This window comes from Cohnella terricola (assembly GCF_007786475.1).
GTDB classification, from domain to species: Bacteria; Bacillota; Bacilli; order Paenibacillales; family Paenibacillaceae; genus Cohnella; species Cohnella terricola.
Map to the genome: position 1 here is coordinate 238,902 of NZ_VNJJ01000006.1, position 13,629 is coordinate 252,530.

A 13,629-nucleotide genomic window follows, 5' to 3' on the forward strand; every position below is an offset into this window, starting at 1 on the left:
ATGGAGTGCGTTCCTTAGTTTGGCTATTATTATTCCTACATTAGGTTTGTCCCCCACAGTACCGACTGCCCATGCCGCAGATGGAAATCTTGCATTGGAGCAGGTGGAAGTAGCAGACTCCCTTAAGTCGGAAGCATTTGCACCATTCAATGTGATGGACATTCAGGATCAAGCCATTTGTACTGAAGCCGAATGGGATGCAAGCAGTATATATGTAGGCGGGCAACACGTTGTTTATAATGGAAATGTGTATGAAGCCAAATGGTGGACGCAAGGCGACAGGCCGGATCAGTCCGGGCCATGGGATGTTTGGAAGGTGATCGGACCTTGCAGCACCGCAACCGACAATGTCTCGCCTGAGAGCAGCCCTCTGGCAGTAACAGCTACCGGAAACAAAATTATTGCCTATATGGCAGGCTGGGTAACCTGGAACGCCAACAGCGTCAAGCCCGAGCAATTGACTCATATCAACTATGCCTTCTCCCTAATTAGGGGAGGCAAAGCTACCCTGAGCGCTCAGGACGGTAACAATCTCAGAACATTGACTGATTTAAAGTCGAAAAATCCTTCCCTTAAAGTGCTTCTATCCATTGGTGGCTGGGGAGCTGACGGCTTCTCCGACGCTGCTCTGACTGATTCCGCAAGAACAGTATTCGCAGACAGTGTCGTGAGCCTTATCACCGCCCATAGGCTGGATGGCGTGGATCTCGACTGGGAATACCCGACGAATAGCTCCGCCGGCATTAAAGCTAGACCCGAGGACAAGCAGAACTTCACATTGATGATCGCCAAATTGCGCGAGAAGCTAAACGCTCAGGGAGCTATCGATGGAAAAAGCTATTTAGTGACGATTGCCGCAGGAGCCAGCAACGGCTATCTCAATGGCATTGAAATCAATAAAGTCACTCCACTTCTCGACTGGATCAATCTGATGACCTATGATTTCCATGGAGGTTGGGATCGCTCGACCGGGCATCACACCAATCTGTACAGCCGGGACAACAGTGTGGATGCCGCCGTTAAACTTTTCAAGAACAATGGTGTTCCGGCTAATAAGCTCGTTGTGGGCGGCGCCTTCTACGGACGCGGCTGGACCGGTGTAACGAACAGCAATAATGGTCTTAATCAGCCCGTATCCGGTGGAGGCATCGAGGTTGATTACACGACGATTGCCAATCAATACTTGAACAAAAACGGTTATACCCGATACTGGGATAACGTAGCTCAAGCACCTTATTTGTTCAATGGAAGCACTTTTATTACGTATGATGATCCGCAATCCTTAAAGCTCAAAACACAATATGTAAAAAATAACGAGCTAGGCGGCATCATGTTCTGGGAATACAGCAACGATCGCACCGGTGAACTGCTGGGAGCCATTTATAGCGAAATGAATGGCGGCGGTACAGGACCAGTTATAGGCACTCCTAGCACTCCAAGCAATGTTCGTGCAACGGCTGTTTCTGCTAACAGTATTACTCTGACTTGGACAGCCTCAACGGATACTGTTGGTGTATCCGGCTATGATGTCAACTATAGCGGGAGGGTACAGAGCGTCACAGGTACCTCCGCAACCATTAACGGACTGAACCCTAATACGCAGTATGTATTTACCGTTACTGCAAAAAATACTGCCGGTAGAGTATCGCCAGCGAGCGCACCGCTAACTGTATCGACAAGCGCGGCAGTGACCAATGGTATGAAAGCCAGCGATTTTCTTAAGACCAACGGCACGGTAATTAGAAACAATTCCGGTACAGGCAGCGTGGTTAACTTGCGCGGCACCAACTTGGGTGGCTGGATGCTGCAGGAAGGCTGGATGTCTCCGCTAGGCGTCAAGGATGAGTGGACTTTGCGCGAGACGCTCACGAATCGCTTTGGCGCTGCTAAAGCAGAGGAACTGATCAAGACGTATCAGAATGCCTGGCTCACCACCAAAGATCTCGATCGCATCAAGGATATGGGGATGAATGTAATCCGTGTCCCTATTTTGTATCTAGAGCTGATGGACAAGTACGGCAACTGGCGCCCGGACGCCTGGAACAAGCTGGATTGGCTGGTCAAAGAAGCTGCTGACCGTGGTATTTACACCCTCCTCGACCTTCACGGAACGTTTGGAGCGCAAAATACCTTCGACAACTCCGGCGAGGTGAACTCCGATCCACAGCTATGGAAAAACACAACCTATCAAGATCGTACCGTTCGACTATGGGAAGGAATTGCTACCCATTTCAAAGGCAACCCGGCCATCGCGGGTTATGATCTACTGAACGAGCCTGACCGTGTAGGTAAGCAGCAATTGAATCAATTTTACGACAGATTATACAAGGCCATTCGGGCGATCGATCCTGATCACACCATTTATATGGAAGCGGCCTGGGATTGGAATCAACTCAGTGCTCCTTCTCAATATGGCTGGACCAATGTCGTCTATGAAATGCACTATTATGCGATGCAAGGCAATGAGGCGTCCAGTTGGACCGCGCAAAATAATCTGATTAACGGCGCGCTTCAAGGCATGCGCAACCATCAGAGAGATTGGAATGTGCCAATCTTTGTCGGGGAGTTCTGCCTCTTTGATTTCAATGACCTGTGGGAAAGGTTCCTGGGTGAAATGAATGCTTCCAACATTTCATGGACCAACTGGACCTACAAGGTCACCGCCAACTATGGCAACTGGGGCTATTACAATAATAATACGAACCCGGTTCCTAACATCAACACCGACAGTGCAGACACGATTGCCTCCAAATGGAGCAAGTTTAACACTGAGAACTTCAGAGCGAATACAACGTTCCAAAACCTGGTGAAAAAATACACCTCGGCCACCACTCCACCGCAATCAGGTGCAACATATTCTTATTTGGTGGCTCAGGCCAATCAAAAAATCGTTAGTGCTGACAATAACGGAACTTCTCCACTGGTTGCTAATCGCGATGCAGCCGAGGACTGGGAGTTGTTTGAAATCATCAATAATAGCGACGGCACCATCTCGTTGAAATCCAAGAGCAACAACAAATACGTAGCTGCGGATCTCAATGAAGGGGCTAAGTTGATTGCCAGAAGCGATACCATCCAGCAATGGGAGAAATTCAGAAGAGTAACGCTGGCGGATGGCAATGTAGCACTACAGGCGTTAGCCAACAATAAATACGTGACTGCAGATATGAATAACGGCGGTGTTCTTGTTGCCAATCGGGACGCGGTCGGGGGAGCTTGGGAAGCCTTCAGCATCAAAACAAGAACAAGATAAAACCTCATAACTACTTCTGAAATAATGAAGCAATGCCCCTTCCGAACTGGATGACCAGTTTTGGAAGGGGCATTTTATGAGTACATTAATCCTGCCCTTTATACGGCTGACATCAGCCATCATGAGCAGGTTTCATTATTGAAGCTTGCCTTCGCGCAACAATTCAACGGACTTCTCAATACGTCGCTGCCTGGTTTCGGCGCTTTTAGCACCCTCAATATTCAATACGAACCGGCGTTTGTTGCTATAAGACAAGCCATCAAAAAACTGCCGGGCCTCCGCATAACGGTCCAATGCCTGGGCAAAATCATCCGGGACACTTACTTCGCGCGGCGTATTGTCCAGCTCGATTTCAACCTCGATGTCATCCCCAGCCTGAATGCCTGCTCCTTCGCGATTCTCCTTGCTGACCGGCAGCATAAATTTACCGCCCATCGACCCAATCGTGCTGTGATAGGTGAATGGGCCGATTGTCACCTTAACAGCCGGCTTCCTCCCCCCTCCAAGTGCCTCCACAATTTCGTCCGGGACTTCAATTCCGGTAGCTGTTTTCTTACTGAGTTGAAGCGTCGTTCTAAATTTCATGAAGCACTCCTCCTCGGATTCGTTTTCAGAATTCACAGTATCCATGTCGTCTATTATTACTACGTCGTTCGTCCAAATCCTTCATTCCCTTTAGCCTCTTCGTTCGAAGTAGTGGATCGGACGGATCTCAATCCCCCATCCAAACTGCTCGCCCGCACCCACCTGTACAGACGGATGTAAGGAGGCGATCTGAATTGCTTCCTCCATGTCTCGTGCTTCTATGAGAAAAGCGCTGCCAATTATCTCCTTCGTTTCAATAAAAGGACCGTCCACTACCTTCACCTTCCCATTCACCCGCCGCACACTTTTCGCTTCAGAGGCGAGACCTGCATCTATTATCACTTGACCGCTTTTGTAGAGTTCCTCTAGGTGAGGCTGACATTGGAGCATAACATCGTCGATCTCTTCCTTGGGACGAGCATCCATTTTCGCTGAATCCAAGTAACCCAGACATAAGAATTTCATTGTTAATTTCTCCTTTGACGTTAGATTGAAGCATCCATTTTTGCCTCTATTTAATCAACGAACGATATACAACTAAATCGACATACCTTTAAAAGAAATTTCAAAAAAGTAATTTGTTTCTTCTATAGAAGAGGAATAAAGAGTAGAAAGCAAGAACAATATTGACCAAGACAAACAACTGAAGCCATATTGGAGATATTTCTTGGGTATGAACGCCATACTCCCCTGTTGAAAAATATTCGATACCATCCAGTATGATGTGGAGTACGATGACAGGGATTAAGCTATTATTGCGCAATCTCATTGCGGATAACATGACCCCGGCTGCGAATGTCCAGATCGTTTGATAGATGGCAAAGGTTACGTCGCCACCGACAAAAGCATTGGATAAATGTGCAAGGGCAAACATTGCACTCGGAACAAAGATAGCAACCCACTGGCCCCATTTCATGAAGCCGCGAAGCAAGATTCCTCTAAACAAAACTTCTTCATTAATCGCAACCCCAATGGCAGCAATGACAAGAACAAGATTTTGTGCAAATCCCCAAGACTGTATGCCGTTTTCTAATAGAACTAATAATGGAAGGGTTAGCAAAGGGGTTATTAGGAGCCATTCCTTCAAGGAAGCTGGCTTTCTTAGGCCAACTTCATCAGCGGTATTTGTCCAGTACACAAGACTTACTACAACACTTGCGTAAACAACCATAAGCAGCCAACCGAGATCTTCTTGAATGGACAATTCTGGTTGTAAAAGCTGGACGAGTGCAGTGGTACCTAACCCTGCAATACGACTGGCGATCAGAGTGAAAATGGCGAACAGGAGGGGGTGGCTCCTTAAGAAGGTTTGTATTTTTACGAGTGCTTTCATTGTATCAATCTCCTCATTTTATCGTTTCGGAATACCCTTATTATGCAGCAAATCTGGTAATACCCCCCAGTGCCTGTGGTAAGGGTTTAATCATCAAGTCATATATGACTTGACTATTACTGAATTGAGTCTGTGAATCCATGTCATTATTAGATATGATGAAAGCATGAAGGGCACGAAAGGGGAGCCCCATCGGCATGCCTACCGCCACGCACAATCACTGGGGATTGAAAGCGTTATTCTACACAAGAATCATCTGGGTGCTGCTTCATCTCTTCTTATTGGGATATGAGTATAAAGCTCAGGATTGGAGTTGGTACGTTCTACTCTTATCATGCTTAATCGTTGGGGCGATCCCGCAACTGATATGGATAAGGACGGCGCAAAAATCGTCTTGGGTGTATCCGGTTACGGAGCTTATACTGAGCGGGCTTTTTCTTATTATTGGATCCTATGCGATAGGGGGATATTTCCCGTATCTTGCGATTCCAGCGATGTGTGCTGCTGCTACCACCCATTCGGTAAGACTCCGTATCCCTTTATGGATATGGTTTTCAATCGTTCCAGCTATCGCAATGGCAATTGTTCTTCCGCTATCCTCCTTTAACATCTCTATTATTGAAGGTTTTTTCTTCTTTGCACTTGGATTTGGAATTTGGAAATTCCTTGATACGCAGCGGAAAATGCAGCAGCTCCTTGATGAGAATGAACGGCAGCGGCAAGTGCTCGAACAATATGCGAAACAAGTCGAGACAATTACGCTGCTAGAAGAGCGAAACCGACTAGCTCGGGAACTGCACGATACTGTAGGACATACTTTGACCTCAGTAATTATGGGTCTCGATGCCGTCTCTTACTTAATTACGGATGCTTCAGAAGAAGCTGTCGTAAGCATTAATCAGCTTAGAGTAGTGAGCAGGAAGGGTCTTGATGAGATGAGGAAACAAATTCATCATATCGCCCCTGAGAGAGAGGGAGAGACACTTTCAGCTCAGCTCAGGAGAATTGCCACTGATTTTGCTGTTCACACGGATACAAGCATTGAGTTTGAAGCCGATGAAACCGACATTGCGGTTCCATTACCGGTAACGATGTCACTTGTCAGGTGTCTGCAGGAATCTCTGACGAATGCGAAGCGCCACGGAGGTGCAACACAAATCCATATCTCCCTCACAGTTCTGCCAGAGCTGCTTACATTAACCATTCATGATAATGGCTGCGGCATGGAAGAAATTCACTACGGATTCGGTCTATCTGTGATGCAAGAGAGAATCGAAGCGTATCAAGGTGAATTACTCGTGAGGTCGAATAAGAACAGCGGTACTACCGTACTTTGTAAGTTGCCACTTAAGAATAGAAAAGGTGGTCAATCATGATAAAAGTATTAATCGCAGACGATCAGGATTTAATTCGAGGCAGCTTGCGGATTGTATTGCGGGGAGAGAAAGACATTGATGTTGTCGCTTTGGCATCTAACGGTGCCGAAGCCATTGAGCTATGCAAACAGCACGAACCAAATGTTGTCTTAATGGACATCCACATGCCTGAGATGGATGGGGTGGAGGCAACACGACATATTAAGAAGCTCTATCCTAATATACGCGTTGTTATGCTTACAACGTTTCATGATATGGATTATGTCAGGGAGGCGCTTGCAGCCGGGGCTGTGGGATACTTGCTTAAGGCTATGCAACCTGAAGATTTAGCAGTTAGCATTCGCTTGGTGAATAATGGCGAGACTTTGATCCCTCAGGAAATCGCAAAGATCATGGTGGCTGAATGGACAAGCGGGGTCATTTCTTCTAAGCGAATGAAAGAAAAAGAGAAAAAGCCTCGCTACGGACTGACAGTAAGGGAGTTAGACGTTTTGCGATTGCTCGTAAATGGGAAGGATAACCGCGAAATTGCACGAGATTTGTTTTTGTCAGAGGGAACCGTTAAAAATTATATCTCTACTATATATTCGAAGCTCAGTGTATCCGAACGAATTCACGCAATTCTTAAAGCGCAAGAAGAGAATCTGCTAGAGTTCTAAAGATGCAACGGCAAGTTTTCGGAAAAAACCAGGGGTACTCCATCGAGTACCCCTGGTTATTTTGAATGAATATCGTCGAAGTTCGCCAGAAGGCGCTTCTCTAATCCTTTTTCGTCTGTTGTTAGTTCCTGCATGATCGGAATGCTCATATCGGTATTTGGATTATATTTAAGGCCCCAGTGCATAATGGCAAATACAACCGGAAAAAGATCCAGTGCCTTTTGTGTTGGCCGATACATCGTTTGTGCGCGGTTAGACTCGCCTTCAATCTTGACGAGTAGACCTGTTTCTACGAGAGATTGGAGCCGTGCGCTTAAAATATTGGTTGAGATGTGCTCGCGTGAAGCCAGAAACTCACGGTAATACCGCTTGTTATGGATAAGGACGTCGCGAAGTATGACTAGGCTCCATGGATCGCCCCATATGTCGAGCGCATATACGATTGGACAAACTGTGGAAGTTCGCTTTTTCATGTGTATGATTTTACTATCCGCGCTTGCATAATGCAAGTTTCGTACTTGCATTGTGCAAGTACAAACTTTATACTCAGAATACAGCAAAAAAATTTTGAGAGGAGATCAATTGCATGGATCAAAGCTTCAGTACTTCTTTTACGGTAGATCAAGGCCCCAATGAAGTTTTCGCCGCCATCAATAACGTCCGCGAATGGTGGTCGGAGGAAATTGAGGGCAGTACCGCGGAACTCGGTGAATTCAAGTACCATTACCGAGATGTTCACCGCTGTACCATCCAAATCACTCAACTTGTTCCAGGTCAAAAGGTTGTTTGGCACGTTATCGACAACTACTTTAGTTTCGTAGAGGACAAGAACGAGTGGAAGGAAACCAACATTGTCTTTGAAATCTCCAAGAAGGGTGACAAAACAGAAATTCGCTTTACGCATGTAGGCCTCGTCCCCACTTACGAATGTTACAGTGTCTGCTCAGACGCTTGGGGCACCTACATAAACGGGAGCCTGCATGACTTAATTGCCAAGGGTAAAGGCCAACCCAACCAAAACGAGCAAATTGCAAATAAACACGGCATAGAGAATGCTTAAAGGTTGAGCCCCTATTTATGATGCGGTTCTCCGTAACATAAATAGGGGCAAATCAATGTCACCATTAGGCATTCGACAACTCACCCTCAAGAAACTTCATGAGGTGCAATTCAGGCCGCGCGAGGAACTCTATGAAGCTGCATAAATCAGCATAAACCTGGTGCTCCACATCATAACAACCTATTAAACCCTTTGACTTCGGATTCCAAACCAGCTGCAGGCCAGAGTAATTATCGATATCGGCTGAAAGACGCAGTAGCTTTTGTCTACCCACTTTCATCTCAATCGTATCGGTCAATGCGAAAAAGTCGATATACCTGATTTCATATTCATTTTGCGCTAGCTCAAGGCGCAGCTTGTCTCCAGTAAGAAAGCTGACCATTTCATCGGTTAATTTATATTTTTTAAGCTCAAGCTTCTTATTTTCCGCATTATGGAAGTCAGCCGGTTCCAGTGATCTCAAATAGTCAGCCAAGGCTGTATTCTTATTGCTAACCGCAATCGTATACGGCCGCTCGCCGTCCTTTTCCGCTAACGTAACGTCCGCGCCATGTTCAACTAAAAATTTAACCATGGCCATAACACCCATACGTGCAGCCACGGTTAATGGAGTCGCTTGATAAGGATAGACCATGTCCGGTTGATTATAATTGATGTCCACCCCCTGATTGAGCAAATACGTGAGTGTTTTATAATCATGGTCTGATACGGCTTGACGCAATACGGCACCGCCATGCAGCTTGATATCTAATCCCAGCTCATGAATAAGCGGAATATTGTTTTTGTTGCCATAGTAGGCCTGTGAATATGCACCCGACCCCGTTTGATTGAGCTTGTCCATCTCGGCTCCTTGCGCTACAACGTAGCGAACGATGTTCTCCTTGCAATAACGAACAGCCCGTAAAAAAGCTGGATTATGATGGACATTCAGGTTGGCACCGTGCTCGACCAACAGCTTTACAACCTCCGATTGCTGCGATACAAGCGCCAGATCCAACGGACTAATTGTGATATGCTTGCTAAGGACGATACCCTCTTCAATATCCCATCCTGCAGCAATTGCAGCATGCAAAGCCGGAATATTACCTTTGTAAATATGCATCGCGCTTTCCGGCAGTTCCTCGAATCTCCCGATATCTTTCAGGACGATCATCCAAAACACTCCTTATTGCTACTTGATTTGCTCGAAAACTCGTTTTACTTTTGGCGCCACGTAGCGGCTGCCCCCACGACCTTGTACGTTCTCGATCATCATAGAGATCAGCAGTTGCGGGTCATCCGCGTTAAAACCGACGAACCAGCCGTTTTCCTGGCCTTCTGTGCCCTTGCTCGCTTTCAGCTCCGCAGTGCCCGTCTTGCCAGCGATTGAAGCGCCGGCAATATAGGCGCCATGCCCGACGCCTTCCGGACTCGCCACCGCCTTCACGAGATCGGCTTTGACTCGTTCCGCCGTATCCGCCGACATCGCTTGCTCCTTCCACAGCTTTCCCGCAAAAGCCGAATCGGCCTCCGACAACTGCGGATAGGCGATATTTCCGCCATTGGCAAGCGCGGAGTAGGCGAAGGCGACATGCAGCGTCGTCATTGCCACCTGTCCTTGTCCGTAGCCGGAATCGGCAAGCTGAATATCCCCGGACGGCGCACCTCCGCCGCCTGCAAGCTGCGAAGCACTGAGCGGATAGGAGAGCGGAAGTGGTTCGCCTATCCCGAATCGTGCCGCGCCTGCGGCGAATTGCTTTTTACCGATTGCCAGCGCCGTCTGAGCGAAGTAGATATTGTCAGAATAGACCAACGCCTGCGACAGATCGACCGGATTCACGTCGTGCACCCGCTTCACGTAATACTTGCCCCAGGAACTGTCTTTCTTCCAGGTCAATCCGGAAATCTCCTTCGCCCGGTCCGGATCAAGAGCACCGCTGTCGATTCCAATCGCTGCCGTTATGACCTTAAAGGACGAGCCTGGCGCATACGTCCGAGAGAAACGGTTCAGGAAAGGATGACGCGGATCTTCATTCCATTGCTGGTATTGCTCCTTGGACACACCCTGTACGAAAGCGTTCGGATCGTACGACGGGCTGCTGAGCAGTGCCAGCACTTCGCCAGTCACGGGCTGGATCGCCGCAACGGAAGCTTCATCGGCCTTTACTTCCTCATAGATTGCTTGCTGCAACGCCGAATCGATCGTCAACTTGTACGTCGCACCGTCGATGGCATCCTGCCCCGCGACCACGGATTTTCGCACGCCTGATCTATCAACAATAACAGCTGCTTTGCCTGACGTACCACGCAATTGCGTCTCAAGCGTAAGCTCCAGCCCCGCCTTGCCGATCATATCGCCCGCCTTGTAGCCCTGAGCTTCGCGCATCTTCAGCTCATCGGCGTTGATCTCCCCGATATAGCCGATCAGATGAGCCGCCACTTCGCCGAGTGGATAGCGCCGCACCATAACCTTCTGAGCAGAAACCCCCGGAAGCGCGACGAGTTCGTCCTTCACCGCATCATCGACCACTACGGCGATCGGAACGAACAGATTCGGTTTCACCCATGACGCACCAAGCTTACGGTCAATATCTTGTACGGCCATGCCGAGCTTCTTTGCCATCGATGCTTTAACCGTATCGGCCGAGTCCCCAAGCTTGCTCGGCACAATGCCGAGTTGCGCCGCCTCGACGTTGACCGCCAGCGGATTGCCGTTGCGATCGACAATCTCGCCGCGTACCGCCTGAGTTTTCTCGATTCGCACCGTATCCCCTTCTTCCATGCCGGGGAAAATATACGAAGGATTCCAATCGATCAACCAGGACGTTACGCCGTCCTCCACCGTCTTTCTGACCCGGCCCTGGTTGTTGAATGAGATGGATCCTTCCGCCGTATCCATAGTGACGTGATATGTGAACCCCTTAACAGCAGTTCCTGCCCCAGTAACCGCCGTACCTTCCGTACCCGCTCCATCCGACGTCTGATGTTCGGCCGGAAGCGCCGTTACGACCAGATTGGACACCTCAAGCGCATCGTAGATCTTCTGATACCGCTTGACGAACTGCTCTTCCGTCAGATCTTTCTTCACGAAAGGCGAAAGCAGCGCATACATCCCCTCATAATCAAGCCGTTCCCACGCTGACAGATACGCGGTTACGCCTCCCGACGAATCCGGCGCGTTCGAAGGGTCCGGAGAAGGAACGTCCGTAGACTTTTCCGAAGCTGAAGGTTCCGGAGACGATTTGCCGAAGAAATCGGAACAGCCTCCGAGCAGGAATGGGAGCAGCAGAACGATAATCGCCACCAAGCGAACGCTGGACTGTCCTTTCATCTGGATTGACCTCCTCGATATACCAAAATCACCGACTTGTAAACACAACGCTTATTGTTTATACCGCGATCATCGTTCGATGTTTCTGCTTTTTCCATTTTTACTTTTCCCGATGAGCTTACGTTTCGTAAAACTGATTAATCGGGCTTAATTTTTCTCAATTCGAGCGAGGTCAGGGTTTCGTCATTCCAGGCTCCGGACAAATCACGGTTAGACCCTAACCATAAGTCGCTGTAGCGCTCCATGATAAGCACGTCTCCGCATCGGTAGAACGAATGAGTAGGTCCCTCTTCTTTGGCGCCGGTATAATACCCGTTAAGCCACACGTCTTCAAGCGGCATATTGAACAACACCTGTATTTGATCCACTGTTCCTTCTATTACGTACAGATGCTTGCAGCCAAAAACAACCTCCTGCAAACAAAAGCTTTTCAGAAAATGATATAAGGAGTCATTTACGAGGATATGTCCTTCCGCATTGTCATCCCACAGCAAGCGCTCGTCGCAGTAGACTGGAGAACCGTCGTTGCCCGCTTCCGCTTGACACGTCCAGTTGGTTTGGTTTTCCTCTAGAAACGTAATCCTATCCGCATGTCTCCTCAACCTCTCCACCGAATAGAGACAATCCTGCTGTTGAAAGATTTCAGGAGAGTTCTCGAGGTGATCGTCCGAACCCGCTTTCCATCGGCCTGCAAAAGCATATAATTCACGCAACGCCTTAGGCAGATCTGCCGGGAGCTCGCCCACCGGCACGCCGTAGGAGCTATCGTATTTACCATACCAACTGATTAGAAACTCCTTTAGATCGTCCAATTGATCCGTATCTTTCAGCAGCATTATGAAGGCCTCCTAGTTTGATGAGTTCCGCAATCGTCGATCCCGGCGTGTCGCTTTCGTCTCCTTGCCTCGCCGCCTCGAACGTAATATTATAGCTACTTATTTCCATTATAGTGATCGCTTGTCCTATATCCACCTACTTCTTTCCAGAATTTTGGAACATTCCATGCAAAAAAGGCCCATATCAGCTATAGAACAAGCTAATTGGACCTTATTCATTCCGTCTACGACTTATCTACTAGAACCTCCCATGAGGCGTCCTCCAGAAGGATAAATCAGGTCCTTCTGAAGCCAAGCCGTCAGGGTTTAGAACCGCATCTCTCAAATAAAAGCCTCGCTTAATGGCGTCAAAATCCGTTGTGTCTCCAAATCCGGGCGTCTGATACAGGTCGCGCGCATAAGCAGACAAGTTCGGGAAGTCCTGCAGTTTGTTCCGTTCTGTTCTATAATGCGAGTTATAGACGATATCGAGTCGTACGAGTGTCACATAAAGCTCAATATCGGAATCCGTAATCTGATCGCCAAACAAATAACGGCGGGCAGACAATCTTTCCTCTAATTGGTCGAGTCGTGCAAACAGTGCAGCATAGGCAGCCTCGTATTCTTCTTGCCAAAGGGCAGAAGACGCTTTGCGCACATTGTTAGTCACTTCACGGATGATAATCTCGTTTAGCTCGTCAATATCACTGCGCAAATGCTTTGGATATAAGTCGGGAGCGCCTTCTTTGTGGAAAGGAGCCCATACCGTTTCCAGGTATCTCGGTAATTTGTAGGAATCATTGTTTACGACTTTACGGGTAAGTACATCTACAACGGCAGGTACAGTGACACGTCCGTCATATCCAGGATCGGTTTCTTTATAGATTTCCGAGAGGTATTGAATGTTCAGCACAGGATCAATCCCGCCCTCATCTAAAGAGAACGCCCAGCCTTGCTTAGATCTTACAGAGCTTGTTGTGCCAACGCTAATTACATCCTCCAACCCAAGCACGCTGCGCACAATGACTACCCGTTGTGCCCAAAGGCAGATCTGAGCCCAAACGATCCGATAACGATTGGCTTCAATCGGCAGCTCTCCTTCCCCGTTCCCAAAAGGCGTCGTGAACTGTATCTTTGGCTGAGAAGATGCTACATTACTGCAAGTTTCCTTTGATAATTCCGTTGTTAATCCCGAAGTAATCTCATTAGCATTAGCCATTGTTTGGTCTCCTCCTAAA

The 13,629-nt window shown here is 48.0% G+C and carries 12 protein-coding genes; 4 read left to right on the forward strand and 8 right to left on the reverse strand.

All coding sequences use genetic code 11. The annotated features are described in order from the left end of the window. Positions 1–19: 19 nt before the first annotated feature. Positions 20–3,253: a glycosyl hydrolase family 18 protein gene (locus FPZ45_RS25745; protein ID WP_144702220.1), complete on the forward strand. Its 3,234-nt coding sequence runs from the start codon at positions 20–22 to the stop codon at positions 3,251–3,253. A gap of 135 nt (positions 3,254–3,388) precedes the next feature. On the opposite strand, the gene FPZ45_RS13055 is transcribed toward FPZ45_RS25745, so the two are convergent. The 3 genes from FPZ45_RS13055 to FPZ45_RS13065 form a co-directional block, all read right to left on the reverse strand. Continuing rightward, entirely contained in the window at positions 3,389–3,838 is a 450-nt protein-coding gene (locus tag FPZ45_RS13055) for a YdeI/OmpD-associated family protein (RefSeq protein ID WP_144702223.1), read from the reverse strand. A 90-nt stretch (positions 3,839–3,928) separates the two neighbouring features. Further along, a complete protein-coding gene (locus FPZ45_RS13060; RefSeq protein WP_144702226.1) occupies positions 3,929–4,303 on the reverse strand; it encodes a YciI family protein in 375 nt (124 codons plus the stop codon). A gap of 100 nt (positions 4,304–4,403) precedes the next feature. Further along, on the reverse strand, positions 4,404–5,171 hold the full coding sequence (locus FPZ45_RS13065; protein WP_144702228.1) for a CPBP family intramembrane glutamic endopeptidase: 768 nt from the start codon (positions 5,169–5,171) through the stop codon (positions 4,404–4,406). A gap of 197 nt (positions 5,172–5,368) precedes the next feature. Between FPZ45_RS13065 and FPZ45_RS13070 the strand changes: the two genes are divergently transcribed. Both FPZ45_RS13070 and FPZ45_RS13075 read left to right on the forward strand, forming a co-directional pair. After that, positions 5,369–6,547, forward strand: a complete 1,179-nt coding sequence (locus FPZ45_RS13070) for a sensor histidine kinase (RefSeq protein ID WP_144702231.1) — start codon at positions 5,369–5,371, stop codon at positions 6,545–6,547. Continuing rightward, positions 6,544–7,206, forward strand: a complete 663-nt coding sequence (locus FPZ45_RS13075; protein ID WP_144702234.1) for a response regulator transcription factor — start codon at positions 6,544–6,546, stop codon at positions 7,204–7,206. Before FPZ45_RS13070 ends, FPZ45_RS13075 begins: the two co-directional genes overlap by 4 nt. 56 nt (positions 7,207–7,262) lie before the next feature. On the opposite strand, the gene FPZ45_RS13080 is transcribed toward FPZ45_RS13075, so the two are convergent. Further along, entirely contained in the window at positions 7,263–7,679 is a 417-nt protein-coding gene (locus tag FPZ45_RS13080; protein WP_186438377.1) for a winged helix-turn-helix transcriptional regulator, read from the reverse strand. Between the two features lie 113 nt (positions 7,680–7,792). On the opposite strand from FPZ45_RS13080, the gene FPZ45_RS13085 reads away from it, so the two are divergent. After that, positions 7,793–8,266 (forward strand): SRPBCC family protein, encoded by a 474-nt coding sequence (locus tag FPZ45_RS13085; RefSeq protein WP_144702240.1) that lies wholly within the window; start codon positions 7,793–7,795, stop codon positions 8,264–8,266. Between the two features lie 64 nt (positions 8,267–8,330). Here FPZ45_RS13085 and FPZ45_RS13090 read toward each other — a convergent pair whose 3' ends face one another. The 4 genes from FPZ45_RS13090 to FPZ45_RS13105 all read right to left on the reverse strand — a co-directional run bounded on the left by FPZ45_RS13090 (position 8,331) and on the right by FPZ45_RS13105 (position 13,610). Then, positions 8,331–9,419, reverse strand: a complete 1,089-nt coding sequence (locus FPZ45_RS13090) for an ankyrin repeat domain-containing protein (RefSeq protein WP_144702245.1) — start codon at positions 9,417–9,419, stop codon at positions 8,331–8,333. Between the two features lie 18 nt (positions 9,420–9,437). Next, a complete protein-coding gene (locus FPZ45_RS13095) occupies positions 9,438–11,576 on the reverse strand; it encodes a penicillin-binding transpeptidase domain-containing protein (protein ID WP_144702248.1) in 2,139 nt (712 codons plus the stop codon). Between the two features lie 137 nt (positions 11,577–11,713). Then, entirely contained in the window at positions 11,714–12,412 is a 699-nt protein-coding gene (locus FPZ45_RS13100) for a hypothetical protein (protein WP_144702251.1), read from the reverse strand. A gap of 238 nt (positions 12,413–12,650) precedes the next feature. Next, positions 12,651–13,610: a glutathione S-transferase C-terminal domain-containing protein gene (locus FPZ45_RS13105; protein ID WP_144702254.1), complete on the reverse strand. Its 960-nt coding sequence runs from the start codon at positions 13,608–13,610 to the stop codon at positions 12,651–12,653. Positions 13,611–13,629 lie beyond the last annotated feature (19 nt).